Genomic DNA, 15,959 nt, shown 5'->3' with positions numbered 1-15,959 from the left:
AAAAGCCCTTGCTCGGCAACATGCTTAACAAGGGCTATGGATGATAAGAATTGCTAGGTCTATGCTCAACCTTTATTTAAATAAAAAAGCTAAAAATTCAACTTAATGGCATTTTTATAGCCTTTCTATTCAATTAAGGGCTTTTTCGCTATTTAAAGCACTTCTAATTTTGCAAAAGATAAGACCAACCACTTGCTGCCTTCATCATCAAAATTGACCTGAACGCGGGCTTGGGGACCTTGACCTTCGTAGTTAATCACTAAACCTTCGCCAAACACAGGGTGTTTGACTCTATCCCCCATGCTGACGTTCACTTCAGGAGCTTTATGTTGATTCAAGACACTGCTGTTCTTCAGCTTCATTTTTTCTAGGTTGTAGTCTGGACGATCTAAAGAAACAGGACGACTCACTTGCGAGCGTAAACGCACTTCCTCCAAACATTCCGCTGGAATTTCTTTAATAAAACGCGAAGGACTATTGAAAGACTCACTACCAAAGAGACGGCGCGACTCAGCGTAGGTGATGTAGAGCTTTTCCATAGCACGCGTTATGCCTACATAACAAAGTCGGCGCTCTTCTTCTAAGCGACCCGGCTCTTCGAAAGACATTTTGCTCGGAAAAAGATTTTCTTCCACGCCCGTTAGGAACACCAATGGGAATTCTAGGCCTTTTGCAGAGTGTAAAGTCATCAGCTGGACAGCATCTTGGTATTCATCTGCTTGAGCTTCACCAGCATTCAAAACAGCTTCGTCGAGGAAGGCCATTAGAGGTGAGTTAAATTCTTGATCTTCTTCACTCCAGCTAAAGCCACCAGCGGCACCCACCAACTCTTTTAAGTTCTCGATACGTGCCTCGCCTTTCTCACCTTTCTCTTTCTCATGGAAAGGGATCAAGCCAGCTTCTTCAATGACCTGTTCAAATACATCGTTTAAGTTCAGCTCAGGGTTATTAACCGTTGCACTTAACCCTTCAATAAGATGGAGGAAGGCTTTAATTGCATTAGTTGCTCGCGCTGTCATTAGAGACTGACGAACCACTTCTTGAGCTGCTTGCCACATAGAGAAGCCATTATCACGGGCAATTTCTCGAAGTGTACCAATACTTCGCTCACCAATCCCCCTAGGAGGAACATTGATGATCCTCTCCATGGCGCCATCATCATTAGGATCAAGAGCTAAGCGAGCGTAAGCTAATGCATTTTTGATCTCTAGCCTGTCGTAGAATCTGTGCCCACCATATATACGATATGAAATCTGTTCCCTAACTAGGCATTCTTCCAGTACACGAGACTGGGCATTGGAGCGATACAGTATTGCCATATCCGATAAGCTGGTGCCTTTATCACGCCATTGCTTGATGATGCCGACAATAAAACGTGCTTCATCTTGCTCATTGAAACCTGCATATAGGGAAATAGGGTCGCCTTCCCCACTGTCCGTCCACAGCTCTTTGCCTAGTCTATCGTCGTTGTTTTTGATCAAGCCATTAGCCGCATTTAGGATATGGCCTGTCGAACGGTAGTTTTGCTCTAATCGAATTGTGCCTACATCATTGAAATCTTTAGTAAAATTTTGAATGTTTTCTATTTTTGCACCACGCCAACCATAAATGGATTGATCGTCATCCCCCACCGCCGTGATGGTGCCCTGGTCACCCACCATGATTCTCAACCAAGCATATTGAATGGTGTTGGTGTCCTGAAACTCATCCACCAGCACATGGCGAAAACGTTCTTGATAATGGCGCAACAGTGCAGGAGTACTTAACATCAACTCATGGGCACGCAGTAATAACTCACCAAAGTCTAACAAGCCTCCTCGTTCACAGGCTTCCTCATAGTGATAATAAAGTTCACGCATACCTTTGGAGAATGGATCATGGCTATCTGGCACATGGGCAGCACGTCGACCTTCATCTTTTTGAGCATTAATAAACCACGACACTTGCTTTGGCGGCCATCGAGTATCGTCGATATTCAGTTCTCGCATGATTCGCTTAATCAAACGTAGCTGATCATCGCTGTCCATTATTTGAAAGTTCTCTTTCAAACCAGCATCACGCCAATGAGCTCGCAGTAATCTATGTGCCAAACCATGGAAAGTACCAACCCACATACCTTGCGGTGGCACACCTACTAACTGCTCAATACGGCCTTGCATTTCACGAGCGGCTTTATTAGTAAAAGTCACGGCCATTAAGCTATATGGCGATAATTCATAGGCGTGCATAAGCCAAGCAATTCGATGTACCAATACACGTGTTTTACCCGACCCCGCACCAGCTAATACCAAGCTATTTTGAAGAGGAGCAGCGACTGCCTCCCTTTGCTTATCATTGAGAGAATCGAGAATAAAAGAAACGTCCATTACATTCCGCCGTGGTTAATTAATTTATTTGTCATAAAAAACAGTTAAAAATAGGTTGATTTTTGTGCAAATTATGTTTTTTATTAACTTGAACATGAGTTGTCTGTCTATTTTGTCTTTTTTCAACTATCGATGACAGTAGTCTATGCGCTTCTATGTCGTCGTAAGGCCAAAAGGGTGTCACGATGAGCAATGTTTCCGAAACATTAACTGAAGTAAAAACTGACATTATGCATGCATCTATTAGCTTGGATAATGAAATCAAACAAAAAAATCAAAAGGAAGACGCGGCACGTATGTTAAAAGCCCGCCGCGCAATTGAACAGCATTTAGAAGAAAAACGTTTAAATGAAAATATTTCCAGCGGTTGGGATGATTAACATTTCTTGATCTTTACCTAAGAAAGGTGCCCCCAAAAAATAGCACCTTTCTTAAACTGTACCCACACTTTCATTGATCAATTTGATTGATGATGAGCCTCTTCTGCCATAAATAGAACGACTTCTCCTAAATATACAAATATATACGTGATAACCCCCTCCTAATTTAAGCAATTTATAGCTGTTATTGGCGTCTTGGAGTACCATATGCTCTGATTTTTTAGATCCTCTAAACCCATAATAAGAACAGAAAATAACCCTCTTGGGGGAGTTACCATGTTTGAACACATTCAAGCCGCTCCTGCAGACCCAATTCTTGGTCTGAATGACGCTTACAAGAAAGATGAAAACCCAAATAAAATTAATTTGGGTGTTGGTGTATACAAAGATGAAAACGGTAATACACCTATTTTAAAAGCCGTTAAATTGGCAGAAGAACGCTTATTAACGAAAGAGCAATCAAAAAGCTACTTGAGCATTGAAGGCTCTCCAGCTTACTGCTCTGCAGTCCAAAAGCTTTTGTTTGGGCAAAATCACAATATTATTGCTAAGCAACTTGCCAAAACTGCCCATACACCTGGCGGTACAGGCGCACTTCGTGTTGCTGCAGAATTCATAAAAAAACACCTTTCTGGCGCTACGATTTGGGTCAGTAACCCAACTTGGGCTAATCATCAGTCAGTTTTTCAATCCGTTGGATTAGAAGTAGGTAGTTATTCTTACTATAATGCTAACAGCAAATCTCTGGACTTTGAGGCTTTGCTAGCAAGCTTGTCACAAGTGCCTGAAGGTGATGTTGTTCTATTCCATGGTTGCTGCCATAACCCAACAGGAATCGATCCAACCCCTGAGCAATGGTACCAACTTGCTAAATTAGCAAGTAAACAAGGCTTCTTACCTTTATTTGATTTCGCATACCAAGGGTTTGGACAAGATCTAACGGAAGATGCGCAAGGCTTAAGAACCTTCCTTGAACACGTTCCTGAAATGCTAATCGCTAGTTCTTTCTCAAAGAACTTCGGTCTTTATAACGAACGTGTTGGCGCATTAACGATTGTTTGTGACAGTACAGATCAAGCTGAGGCCGCTTTTACTCAGGTGAAACGCTGTATTCGCACGAACTATTCAAACCCACCTTCCCACGGTTCTGCAGTTGTATCTGAAATACTTAATGATTCAGAACTGTACTCATTATGGGAAAGTGAGTTGAAAGATATGCGTACTCGTATACATGAAATGAGAAGCTTGTTTGTTAACACATTGAAATCTAAAGGTGTCGATCAGGACTTTTCCTTCATATCTCAACAACAAGGTATGTTCTCTTTTTCTGGCCTTACCCCTGATCAGGTTGCGCAATTACGTAGAGACTACGGCATTTACATTGTTGGTTCAGGGCGTATCAATGTTGCGGGCATGACTCACAACAACATGGAACCTTTATGTGACGCTATTGCTGCAACACTTAAAAGCTAAGCTCTAGGGAAGGTGCGAATAATAAAGGTTTATCCACACGCTGAAGCCAGTGGACTTGTTCGTACCTTCCCTAGATTTAGATTCCATTAAAAAGCGGTTATCACTTTAGGGTGATAGCCGCTTTTTTTGTATTAGGCTCTTTCTTTTGTTCTTTATTTATCAATAAGTTGCTAAGTTATAGCACTCAGTTTTTCATTATTTAAGTTTTTGGAGGCATGTATGACGGCCACTCTCATCTATTGTTACGACCCTATGTGCAGTTGGTGCTGGGGGTTTCGCCCCACATGGGACAAGCTAAAAAGCGCCTTACAGCCACTTATCGATGCCGATGAGCTAAATATTCAATACCTACTTGGTGGCTTAGCTGTAGACTCAGACAGGCCTATGGAAGAAGGTATGAAAGCGGGGCTTGAAGCGACATGGCAGAGAATACAAAGTACATTGGGTACAGAGTTTAACTATGAGTTTTGGCGATCTGCGTCTCCACGTCGCTCTACCTATCCTGCTTGTCGAGCTTGTTATGTCGCACGAGATACCAGTCTAGAAGATGAAATGTACCATGCGATTCAAAAGGCCTACTATTTGAATGCTAAGAATCCATCAGATTTAGATACCTTAAGTGAATGTGCTGAACAAATAGGGTTAAAGGCAGATAGCTTTTTAAAGTCCATGCAGCATGTCAAAGATAACGCTTTGCTAGAAGATGAGATTCAACAAGCTAGACACCTTGGATTAAACTCTTTCCCTTCCATCGCGCTACTCATTGCCGATCAACTTGTCTCGATACCATTAGATTACAAAGATCACTCTAGTATGCTTGAGGCAATAAAAAAGGCGCTGTCATAGCGCCTTATCTTTTACCTATTTAATTAGCCAAAGTCATGATTAATTAAATCTAACATAGGATTATAAACAGGCTCCGCCGCTGCATCCTTAGACTTACTTTCACTCTCTTCACTCTTTGCTTCACTAGTTTGTTGAATCGTTTCTTCTTTACTATCAGTCTGTGCTTTGTCTTCTACTAGAGAATCAGAGGCGATATCTTCTTCTATTATTTCTTCCGCTATTAGCTCTTCTGGGTTTATTAAGGACTCTTCGTCACCGCTCTCTGACTCACTATCACTAGTGGTGCCTTCGTCTATCTCTGATGGTGTTTCCTCAATCATCAAAGCATCAACCAAGGCTGCAGCTAGTGGCTCAATATCATCCAAAGATAGGTTAACGGCTAACCAGTGATTCGCATCCTTTTCATGGGAGATGAGCTCTCCGGGCACTATTGCATGTCGATAACCCACTAATAGAGACGTCATGTTACTCATATCTATGGGAGTATCTAAATATAGCCATAGAGACAGTCCGCCTTTGCTAGAAGCAAAGCTAACTCTTTCCCCTAAACTAGACTCTAGAGAAGCTTTTAACTTTTCTGAATTAGCCCATATATTTCTAGCTCTTTTTGTAAGTGAGCGTTTACTTGATGGTTTTAATATATCATTTAAGGTGACTTGCTGAGCATCGTTTAGTGCCATATCTGCACCTAAGAACGCACCTTCTAGCAATGCTCCATGGCGTCCAGGTAAGCACCAGCTGTAGGATAAACCAGCGCCTTTTGACTCTACACCACCGATATAAACAATATGATCCGACTGATCTAAGGATTTATAAGTAAGCGTTGCTGAAGGATGATAAGCAAGGTGAGAACAAAGATCCCATTCAATCGTTGGTAACTTCATTTCATCAATAATAGCTAACCATCTACGTAAGCTTAAATTACTGATTAATTGACCCGTGGGGAAAGCAAACTGGCTAGGTAAAACAAGTAAATGTATCTCTTCATCTCGTAGACAACGAATCACTAAATCTAAATCAACGCCTCGTTCGCCAGCACTAATAGAAATGACCTTTCTACCAAGACTTTGTATTGTTGTGGTTATTCTGGGATCACAAGGGCTAAGAACCAATACTGTATTACCCGGTAAAGTTAAGCTTTGAACTGTTTGGGTAAAGAAGGTTAAAGGGGAATGACCTAGCCAAAGATGAGAAGCATGGGACTTTATACCAAGGCGGTTTAAGTAGTTACAAACCGTCTCACGAGATTCAAGATTACCTTTCCCTAAAACAGGAAGCGCACCTGTTTCTTGACCGGATAAAGAGCTTACAAAATTATCGCTTTGATCAACTAAAGCGCCACGATGAGACAAACAAGACCAAGCAGGCTTTATTTCGTCTGCTTTTAATCGACTAAGCTCCTCACCTGCTAGCAATAAAGCAGGCTTACGCTCGCTTCTATGGCACACAAAGTAACCAGACTTAGGGCGTGATTCGATCCAACCATCTTTACTTAATAACTCATAACCATGAATTACGGTATTTAGGCTTAGACTCAGCTCTTTAGAAAGTGCGCGTAACGAAGGCATCTTCTCGCCGGGCACAATTTTTTCCTGTGACATCTGATCAAGAAACCAGTCTACGACACCTTTATATAAAAAATCTGCCACGTTATTTGTACCTTTGCTTGTTTATTACTCACCATCTGTCATCAATGATTATAGTTGTTTAAAAAAAACGCAAGTAAAACACCAATATTTCCCGCTTTTTATAGGAGTTAGGGTACAATTTCACTTAATTTGCGCTTACTTACACTTGTATTGTCTGTTGAATAACAAAACCGTATTGATTGCTAACCCCTTTATTAAACCTATGTAGTAGAACCCATGGCTTTTGATCCTTCATTGCTTCGCTCACAGTTTCCTATTTTATCTCAGCAGGTAAATAGCCACCCCTTAACCTATTTAGATAATGCTGCAACCACTCAAAAACCGGCTTGTGTTCTAAAAGCTGTCCATGACTATTACTGTACTAGCAATGCCAATGTACACCGTGGCGCTCACTTTCTGAGTGATAAAGCAACCAACCAATTTGAGCAGGCAAGGGAAGTTGTCCAAGACTTTATTAATGCCCCATTAAAAAGTCACATCATTTGGACAAAAGGCACAACCGAATCAATCAACATGGTGGCTTATGGTTTAGAGCACATTCTTAAGCAAGGCGATGAGATCTTAATTACCAGCCTAGAGCATCACGCTAACCTAGTTCCTTGGCAACAATTGGCTTTTCGCACTGGGGCACGCTTAAGAGTATTACCACTAACCTCTGCCGGAGAATGGCAAGAAGAGTTCGCCTCTTACTTCACAAACCGAACTCGTATTTTCGCAGCGACACAAGTTTCGAATGCAATTGGTACCCACACACCATTAAAAGAAATGTTACTTAGAGCTAAACAACAAGGCGCTTTTACTTTAGTGGACGGTGCTCAAGCGGTTGCGCATTACCCAGTTGATGTAGAAGAGTTAGACTGTGACTTTTATGTTTTTTCAGGTCATAAAATGTATGGTCCCACAGGTATTGGAGCCTTGTATGGAAAGCAACACGCTTTAGAGGTACTGATTCCCTATCAAACAGGTGGTGAAATGGTACTAAAAGTAGCTTATCAAGCCACTGAATTTAATGTGTTGCCTTATCGCCTAGAGGCAGGAACACCTAATATAGAAGGCGCTATTGGCCTAGCCGCTGCGTCCGAGTTTTTAAACAAACAAGATAGAAACGCTTTGTTAGAGTGGGAACAAAAACTCGCAAATCATGTTTATACGCGACTCAAAAAAGCAGGGGGGATTGAAATCTACTCTCCAGAGAAACATACAACACTGGTGTCATTTTCTGTACCCAATATCCATTTAATTGATTTGAATGGCTACCTTGATGGCCAAGGAATAGGTATTAGATCAGGAAGCCACTGTACCCACCCACTAATGGAACAGCTAGGGGTTCACGGAACCCTAAGGGCCTCCTTTGCTTGTTATAATACCTTAGAAGAAGCTGATCGCTTTTGCGATGCATTATTTGATGCTATGGAGCTACTAGGCGATGAGTGAATATTTAGACATAAAAAAACAACTACAAGCCTGCCGTAGTAAAGAAGAAACCTTCAAATCTTTGGTAATGTTAAGCAAGCAGCTTCCTCGGCTTTCAGACGATGAAAAAGTAGAAGAAAACAAAGTAAAAGGCTGCGAGAGTGCAGTTTGGTTAATAAGCGAAGAAATAAATGACTCTCGCCACTTCAAGGCCGATAGTGATGCCAAGCTCATGCGCGGTGTATTATTCGCTATTCTTAGCATTGTCGAAGGAAAAAGTGTCGCTGATATTCAATCTATGGATATACAGGCAGAACTCACCGATCTTAACCTCTCCAGCTACTTAACTAGCTCACGATCGAATGGTGTGCTGGCTATCTTAGAAAAAATCATTGCCTCGTAATGCATTTAACTATGATCGCACAATAAACTCTGGCATTAGAGGCACGACGCTTTTAATCGTTTGAATAAAATTATGCAAAGATGCATGCGCTTTAATATTCGTTGGGTACGCGATACCGTACGGATAACTAATATCTGGCTTAAACTCTCTTAAAATGACTCCTTTCCCCTTCCATGCACTTGCTGCAAATGGCTCTAGTACACCAACAGATATACCCGATGCAACAATAGCGTAAGCGGTATGAGAAGTATCAATATGAATACCCTGATGGATTTGCTCTTTAACAGGAGCAAGAGCACTCTCCAGCCTATTCCAGTAGCCAGGGTAAGTATCCATAACAGCTAGGACAGACTCGCCTATCAAGTCTTGTGCTGTCACTACCTTCTTATCTTTAAGCCTATGCTGAGCATGCATAGCAAATACGAAACGAGCATCTCCAATAAACTTTCTTTCTATTCCTGCTAGTTGAGGAAGTTCTAACCCAACAGCTAAATCAATAGAGTTTGTCTGTAGCTTCATGGCAATTTCAGACATGGGCAAAGTATAAATCGTAATATGCTCTTCCGGATAAAACCTCTTATGCTCTTTTAATACCAAAGGGAGTAAAGAGCTGGATATAGCCGAAGTACAGGCAATTTTAAGTTCAGTGGGAGTCTTATTACGTATTCTATCTGCAACAGATTCCAATTTTTGAAAACCTAGGAAGCTCTCTTCTACAGATCGAAAAAACTCACTTGCTTCTTGGGTTGGGTGTAAACGCCCTTTTCTTCGATCAAATAATTGAAAACCTAATGAATATTCCAAATCACTTAATAGCCGACTAACGGCAGGTTGGGATATATACATCTTCTCAGCAGCTGCTGATGTCGTTCCCTGCAACATGGTATAGCGAAAGGCTTCTATCTGACGAAACTTCATAAGGCATAACCTTTGATTATTAACTATTAATAAATATAAGTAGATATAATAACATTAAGTTTTCATTATAAAAATATATGGGTGCTAATCGCTCTTTGCATTGCATGAGTAATTACATGAGCTCTTATTAAGAAGCACCTTTCTTATTACGCGAGTTTTTGATGAGAAAATATAAATAATGAAAGAAAGCCGACTGCGCTCAATACTAATCAGAGAGAAGCTATCAAGGAAAAAGTACTCTCTACTAGATACTTACTCACTGAAGAGTTTGGCTCCAACAGGTAAAACGCCACAATGAGTAATATCTTTTCAGCGTCTATTCAAACGACTACTCAATGGTTGGTCGAATACTTTGGGAAAGACGAGTACAAAAACGCCAGTGTCGAAGCATGGGTATTTGCTGATAAACAGCAGCGACTTGCAGCAGAGTCAGCTTTACTCAAACTAGGGGTACAATCCAAGATACAAAGTACCTATAAGCCTTTACTACACTTTTTCTTAGAAGATATGCCACTGTCCTGTAAAGAGTTTGTTCGTGCTGAAGTTCATTACCCTATTCACAAGTCAGCAGTTAGAAATCGATTTTTATTAGAAACATACCCCCTAGCAGGAATTTTTGATGAGCATTTAATCGATTTTATTGCTGACACTAACTCACAAAATACATATACGGTTATTTTCCACCTAGTAACTGGAGAGACGGTAACGAAAAAGGTATTTGCCCCAAACCATCTACACCAAGACTTAATTAATGAAAGCCGCCTTTCTCCAACGGGTTGGTTAAGAATTACTGACCCTTCAGGGAATATCATTAAAAATGAACGACTATTTACAGACTATGAAAGACTATTTCATGATGGAATATTAGCTATTTCCGCCTATCAATGGCCTAAAGTAGAGCCCCATTTTGAAGAACTCAATATTCAAGTATTTTTACCTTGGAAAGATGAAAAACTTAGCTATCAACAAGAGGTTATAAGCTTAAAAGAGGCTCTTCATGAAGATTTTTATTTTTCAATTCTTGAATGGTTTAACGTTAAGTCTGGTTACAAATTAAACTCTAGACAAGGTCAACCTGGGCAAATTATCCCCGAAATTATCTATAGTGATAATGAACGTATTAGCATAAAAATAGAAACTCGACCCTACCAGTTAAATACTTCCACAGGTAGACAAATATTGGCTAAAGCTAGCTACCCTATTAGCATGGAGCAAATTAGCGAAGAACTTAATAGAGTTTCAGGTAGTTCCTTTTTTACTACAACAATTACAGGTCGAACTGTACAAGCGCGATACCATAAGGGAGAAGACTCTCCTGTCATGATAAGTGGAGGGCAGCACGCTAATGAAACCACTGGGGTAGTAGGCGCGTTAAGGGCAGCACAAGTTTTAGACCAACAACCGAATAGCCACTTTACGATATCGCCTTTAGAAAACCCTGATGGTTACGCATTACACCAACGGCTCATCGCGGATAACCCATACCATATGCATCACTCAGCTCGATATACAGCACTAGGTGATGATTTAGAAAGCCGAGATTCCCACTCACTTTATGAAAAGGAAATCCGGCTCATTGCAAGAAGTCTTAGCCGAGCTAAGCTACATATAAATTTACACGGATACCCTTCTCACGAATGGACTCGCCCTTTATCAGGTTATGTACCAAAAGGTTTCGATATGTGGACTCTGCCGAAAGGCTTTTTCATTATATTACGCCATAGGCCGCAAAAAGAATGGAGAGAATATGCGGAAGCATTTCTGACATTAGTAACAAATGAGCTAAGTAAAATTAAAGGCCTAATGGAATTTAACGCCAAACAAATCAGTCTTTACCAAAAATACACGGGAGAAAACAACTTTCGTTTTATTAATGGTTTCCCCTGCCTTATATCCACAAGCAAGTCGGAAGATGTGCCAATACAGCTGATTACTGAATACCCGGATGAAACACTATATGATGAACATTTTATAGAGGGTCATACTGTTCAAAAGCATACTGTGCTTGCGGCCTATCATGCTCACCAGAAGCTATCTAACAGTATTAGCTAACCTATCTAACACCCTAGAAACGGCAACAAAACCAAAGGTTGCTGTGACTGCGGTACTGGCACCAAAGCCTGTATCGCAGTTCATTTTTGTTTCTGTATCCCCTTTTAGCCTACTATGTGAAACTGTACCATCACCCTGAGGGTAGTTTAATTGCTCCATAGAAAACACACATTCAATTTCAAAACGACGCTTTGGGTTACGGCTGAAGTTATAATAACGACGGAGAAAGTTTCGCAATTTAGAGGCTAAAGGGTCCTTTTCCGTTCTTGATAAATCCGCAATCTGTATTCTCGTTGGATCCATTTGACCACCGGCACCACCAACCGTGATCACTTTGCGTTTATTGCGCTTACACCAAGCCATAAGAGCCGCTTTTGGTTTAATACTATCAATGCAATCAATAATGTAATCAAATGGCTCAGATAGAAGCTCAGGGATGTTATCAGGGGTAATGAAGTCCTCGATACAGTTAACTTGGCAGTCTGGATTAATTAACCCTACTCGTTGGGCCATAACATCCGTTTTTGCTAGCCCTACAGTACCATCAAGAGCGTGTATCTGACGGTTTGTGTTCGTGATGCAAACATCATCCATATCAATTAGCGTGATATGTCCTATGCCAGAGCGCGCTAATGCTTCTGCAGCCCATGAACCAACACCACCAATTCCAATAATACAAATATGGGATTGTCTAAATTTTTCGTATGCAGCATCGCCATAAAGGCGACGTATACCACCAAAACGTTGATCGTCTGTCACTTTTTCTCCTCGCAGCTAGATAGGCCTGCGCTTTTCATTTTAATCGGTGTATTCTTGCCATTATTCGTTTCAGGTTTTATGGGATAAGGTTTTCCAATGATTCAACAAGCTTTTGAGCAACTTGGTTTAACAGCAAGAGAAACTTTGCTTTATCAAACATTGTTAAAACTGGGTCCCGCTTCTATCAGGGATATTGCCGAACACAGTGGTATCAATAGAGGAACCGCCTATGAAGCTTTAAAGCAACTGCAAACAAAAGGGGTTGTTAGTTACTTCCCTAAAGGAAAACGTCGCTTCTTTACGGCTGAAAGCCCAGAAATATTACTAAACCTCGCAGAAGAAAAGCGTAACCGTTTAGATAAAACCATTGAATCACTAAAAAACACCATTATTCCCAACCTTCACCAACAACAGCCAGATTATCATCAAGCAAATGTTCGCTATTATGAAGGCGATGATGGTATCGAATGGGTTTTACGCGACATTTTAAACGTGGTTTCTCAACAAGACCATAAAGAATACTGTGTATTTTCCTCTAAACCCATACGGCCTTTCTTATATCGCCCTTTCCCGAACTACACCAAACAAAGGGTAAAGCTAGGAATTAACGTAAAAGTAATCGCTTTAGGTGAAGGTGGTGAAGATGCGGAATTATCTGAACGTAAATGGATAAAAACAGAAGGCTCCGTTGATGCAAGCTATATCGCTATTTACCCACCTAAATGTGCCATTATTTCACTGGCTAGTGACAATTTTCCATCAGCCGTTGTACTAGAATCAAAAGATATTGCTAAGGCACAGCAAATCATTTTCGATACACTTTGGAAGATGCTTTAAACGCCTTTCAAATTCATTCTAAATAGACATAAAAAAAGCAGCCCTTAGGCTGCTTTTTGCTTTTCTATTCAATCAGTTGCTTAGTTAGAACTAAACTGCTGAATCGTACGTAAACGAGCAACCGCTTCGGCTAACTCTGCTTTCGCACGTGAATAATCGATATCTGTGCTTTGACTCGCTAATAGCTCTTGTGCGTGCCCTTTAGCTTGCTGAGCTGCACTTTCGTCAAGATCTTTCGCACGAATAGCAGTATCAGCCAAAACAGTGACTTTGTTTGGTTGAACTTCTAAAAAGCCACCAGAAACAAAGATAAATTCTTCTTCACCGTTTTCTTTAACCACACGAACAGGACCAGGTAGCAAGGTTGTTAACAACGCTGCATGACCAGGCATAATTCCTAAGTCGCCCTCAATACCAGGAGCAACGACAGAAGCAACTACGCCAGAAAAGATCTCTTGTTCAGCGCTTACGATATCGCAGTGTACTGTGATAGCCATAAGTAGCCTCTCTTAATCATACAAAGTTAAAACAGCTTTCACTGCTTTAACTTTGTTTCGTGGTTAAAGGTTCTTAGCTTTTTCGACAGCTTCGTCGATACTACCAATCATGTAGAAAGCTTGCTCTGGAAGGTCATCATATAGACCATCCAAAATGCCTTTAAAGCCAGAGATAGTATCTTTCAAAGATACATACTTACCAGGAGCACCAGTAAATACTTCAGCTACGAAGAAAGGCTGAGACAAGAATCTTTGGATTTTACGAGAACGGTTAACCGTTTGCTTATCTTCTTCAGATAACTCGTCCATACCCAAGATTGCGATAATGTCTTTAAGCTCTTTATAACGCTGAAGAACCATTTGTACGCCACGAGCAACGTCATAGTGCTCTTGACCAATTACAAGTGGATCAAGCTGACGAGATGTAGAATCTAGAGGATCGATCGCTGGGTAGATACCCAAAGATGCGATGTCACGAGACAATACAACTGTTGCGTCCAAGTGAGAGAAAGTCGTTGCTGGAGACGGGTCAGTCAAGTCATCGGCAGGTACATATACTGCTTGTACCGATGTGATAGAACCAGTCTTAGTAGAGGTGATACGTTCTTGAAGAACACCCATCTCTTCAGCAAGTGTAGGCTGGTAACCTACCGCAGATGGCATACGACCTAGCAATGCAGATACTTCCGTACCCGCAAGCGTGTAACGGTAGATGTTATCTACGAAGAAAAGAACGTCACGACCTTCGTCACGGAACTTCTCAGCCATAGTCAAACCAGTCAATGCAACACGTAGACGGTTACCTGGTGGCTCGTTCATCTGACCGTATACAAGAGATACTTTATCGATTACGTTCGAATCCGTCATCTCGTGGTAGAAATCGTTACCTTCACGTGTACGCTCACCAACACCAGCGAATACAGAGTAACCACTGTGCTCGATAGCGATGTTACGGATAAGCTCCATCATGTTTACGGTTTTACCTACACCGGCACCACCGAATAAACCAACTTTACCACCCTTAGCGAAAGGACAAACAAGGTCGATTACCTTGATGCCTGTTTCTAGCAACTCATTACTAGAAGACTGCTCAGAGTAAGAAGGCGCTGAACGGTGAATAGACCAACGGTCTTCTTCGCCGATAGGGCCTTTTTCATCAATTGGGTTACCTAGAACGTCCATAATACGTCCTAGTGTTTTCGTACCTACAGGAACAGAAACTGGGCTGTTTGTGTTTTCAACAACCAATCCACGTTTCATACCATCTGTAGAGCCCATGGCAATAGTACGAACAACGCCGTCACCTAGTTGCTGTTGAACTTCCAACACCAACTCTTTGCCCTCAATTGTGAGAGCATCATATACTTTTGGCACTTCATCACGTGGGAATTCCACGTCGATAACAGCACCGATAATCTGTACGATTTGTCCGCTACTCATGTTCGGATCCTCTTAAAATACCTAAATACCTTAAACCGCTGCCGCGCCGCTGACTATCTCAGATATTTCCTGAGTAATCGCTGCTTGACGAGCCTTGTTGTACACCAGTTGTAATTCATCAATGATATCACCAGCGTTATCTGTTGCATTTTTCATGGCAAGCATACGTGCAGCTTGTTCACATGCAATGTTCTCAACAACTGATTGATACACTTGAGATTCAATATAGCGAACCAATAATTTATCCAAAATCTCAACAGGATCGGATTCGTAAATATAGTCCCAATGGTGCTGTAACTCTGTACTCTCTTCTGCTTCTAATGGCAAAAGCTGATTAACCGTCGGCTTCTGAGTCATTGTATTAACGAACTCATTTGAAACCACATAAAGACGATCAATACGACCTTCATCAAATGCATCTAGCATAACTTTTACACTACCGACTATATTGTCGACTTTAGGTGCATCACCTAAACCAGTAGAAGCTGCTGCTACATTTCCGCCATAGTTTTTAAAGAAAGAAACTGCTTTTGTACCAATTGCACAGATATCGATTTCAACACCTGAATCAGCAAACTGTTTCATTCCTTTTAGGGCTTCTTTGAACACGTTAACGTTCAAACCACCACATAAACCACGATCAGAAGAGACTACGATATAACCAACACGCTTCGCCTCACGCTCGGTAAGGTAACGGTGTTTATACTCAGGATTCGCGTTGGCCAAATGACCAACTACTTGGCGAATTCGTTCCGCATACGGACGAGAAGCGGCCATACGATCCTGAGCTTTACGCGTTTTACTTGCAGCTACTTTTTCCATAGCACGAGTAATTTTACGCGTATTGTTAATGCTCGAAATCTGAGTACGTATCTCTTTTCCGACTGCCATAATAGAACTGCCCTTGTGAGAATGTTATTTCACAA

At 41.3% G+C, this 15,959-nt stretch carries 14 protein-coding genes; 7 read left to right on the top strand and 7 right to left on the bottom strand.

The window, feature by feature from the left end; all coding sequences use genetic code 11:
- Positions 1-152: 152 nt before the first annotated feature.
- A complete protein-coding gene (uvrD, locus tag OFY17_RS04055; protein ID WP_263529422.1) occupies positions 153-2,366 on the bottom strand; it encodes a DNA helicase II in 2,214 nt (737 codons plus the stop codon).
- Positions 2,367-2,551: 185 nt separating this feature from the next.
- On the opposite strand from uvrD, the gene OFY17_RS04050 reads away from it, so the two are divergent.
- From OFY17_RS04050 to OFY17_RS04040, 3 genes are all read left to right on the top strand, one after another.
- Positions 2,552-2,746, top strand: coding sequence for a PA3496 family putative envelope integrity protein (locus tag OFY17_RS04050; protein WP_263529421.1), 195 nt, complete (start codon positions 2,552-2,554; stop codon positions 2,744-2,746).
- Between the two features lie 276 nt (positions 2,747-3,022).
- The gene (locus OFY17_RS04045; protein ID WP_263529420.1) at positions 3,023-4,219 is read left to right on the top strand and encodes an amino acid aminotransferase; all 1,197 of its coding nucleotides are present in this window, start codon (positions 3,023-3,025) and stop codon (positions 4,217-4,219) included.
- A gap of 219 nt (positions 4,220-4,438) precedes the next feature.
- Positions 4,439-5,065 carry a DsbA family protein gene (locus OFY17_RS04040; RefSeq protein WP_263529419.1) on the top strand — a complete coding sequence of 209 codons (627 nt, stop codon included), beginning with the start codon at positions 4,439-4,441 and terminating at the stop codon, positions 5,063-5,065.
- A 23-nt stretch (positions 5,066-5,088) separates the two neighbouring features.
- Here OFY17_RS04040 and OFY17_RS04035 read toward each other — a convergent pair whose 3' ends face one another.
- Positions 5,089-6,714: a GntR family transcriptional regulator gene (locus OFY17_RS04035; RefSeq protein WP_263529418.1), complete on the bottom strand. Its 1,626-nt coding sequence runs from the start codon at positions 6,712-6,714 to the stop codon at positions 5,089-5,091.
- A gap of 216 nt (positions 6,715-6,930) precedes the next feature.
- Between OFY17_RS04035 and OFY17_RS04030 the strand changes: the two genes are divergently transcribed.
- Positions 6,931-8,148 carry an aminotransferase class V-fold PLP-dependent enzyme gene (locus tag OFY17_RS04030; RefSeq protein ID WP_263529417.1) on the top strand — a complete coding sequence of 406 codons (1,218 nt, stop codon included), beginning with the start codon at positions 6,931-6,933 and terminating at the stop codon, positions 8,146-8,148.
- Complete coding sequence (locus OFY17_RS04025; RefSeq protein WP_263529416.1) at positions 8,141-8,530, top strand: SufE family protein; 390 nt, start codon at positions 8,141-8,143, stop codon at positions 8,528-8,530. The genes OFY17_RS04030 and OFY17_RS04025 overlap by 8 nt, the downstream gene beginning before the upstream one ends.
- Before the next feature lie 9 nt (positions 8,531-8,539).
- On the opposite strand, the gene OFY17_RS04020 is transcribed toward OFY17_RS04025, so the two are convergent.
- Positions 8,540-9,448, bottom strand: a complete 909-nt coding sequence (locus OFY17_RS04020; RefSeq protein ID WP_263529415.1) for a LysR family transcriptional regulator — start codon at positions 9,446-9,448, stop codon at positions 8,540-8,542.
- A gap of 294 nt (positions 9,449-9,742) precedes the next feature.
- Between OFY17_RS04020 and OFY17_RS04015 the strand changes: the two genes are divergently transcribed.
- Positions 9,743-11,500, top strand: coding sequence for a M14 family metallopeptidase (locus OFY17_RS04015; protein ID WP_263529413.1), 1,758 nt, complete (start codon positions 9,743-9,745; stop codon positions 11,498-11,500).
- Here the strand turns inward: OFY17_RS04015 and tcdA are convergent.
- Positions 11,480-12,259 (bottom strand): tRNA cyclic N6-threonylcarbamoyladenosine(37) synthase TcdA, encoded by a 780-nt coding sequence (tcdA, locus tag OFY17_RS04010; RefSeq protein WP_263529412.1) that lies wholly within the window; start codon positions 12,257-12,259, stop codon positions 11,480-11,482. The two genes, OFY17_RS04015 and tcdA, sit on opposite strands and share 21 nt — an antisense overlap.
- 96 nt (positions 12,260-12,355) lie before the next feature.
- On the opposite strand from tcdA, the gene OFY17_RS04005 reads away from it, so the two are divergent.
- Positions 12,356-13,096: a TrmB family transcriptional regulator gene (locus tag OFY17_RS04005; protein ID WP_263529410.1), complete on the top strand. Its 741-nt coding sequence runs from the start codon at positions 12,356-12,358 to the stop codon at positions 13,094-13,096.
- Between the two features lie 80 nt (positions 13,097-13,176).
- Here the strand turns inward: OFY17_RS04005 and OFY17_RS04000 are convergent, their stop codons facing one another.
- The 3 genes from OFY17_RS04000 to atpG form a co-directional block, all read right to left on the bottom strand.
- On the bottom strand, positions 13,177-13,593 hold the full coding sequence (locus OFY17_RS04000; RefSeq protein WP_263529409.1) for a F0F1 ATP synthase subunit epsilon: 417 nt from the start codon (positions 13,591-13,593) through the stop codon (positions 13,177-13,179).
- 63 nt (positions 13,594-13,656) lie between these two features.
- The gene (gene atpD / locus OFY17_RS03995) at positions 13,657-15,033 is read right to left on the bottom strand and encodes a F0F1 ATP synthase subunit beta (RefSeq protein ID WP_263529408.1); all 1,377 of its coding nucleotides are present in this window, start codon (positions 15,031-15,033) and stop codon (positions 13,657-13,659) included.
- Positions 15,034-15,063: 30 nt separating this feature from the next.
- Positions 15,064-15,924: a F0F1 ATP synthase subunit gamma gene (atpG, locus tag OFY17_RS03990; protein ID WP_263529407.1), complete on the bottom strand. Its 861-nt coding sequence runs from the start codon at positions 15,922-15,924 to the stop codon at positions 15,064-15,066.
- Positions 15,925-15,959: the final 35 nt, after the last annotated feature.

Origin of the sequence: Marinomonas sargassi, from assembly GCF_025716875.1 — a bacterium.
Taxonomy (GTDB): Bacteria; Pseudomonadota; Gammaproteobacteria; order Pseudomonadales; family Marinomonadaceae; genus Marinomonas; species Marinomonas sargassi.
The sequence above is the reverse complement of the archived record's forward strand: the minus strand, read 5'-3'. Positions and strand labels throughout refer to the sequence as shown.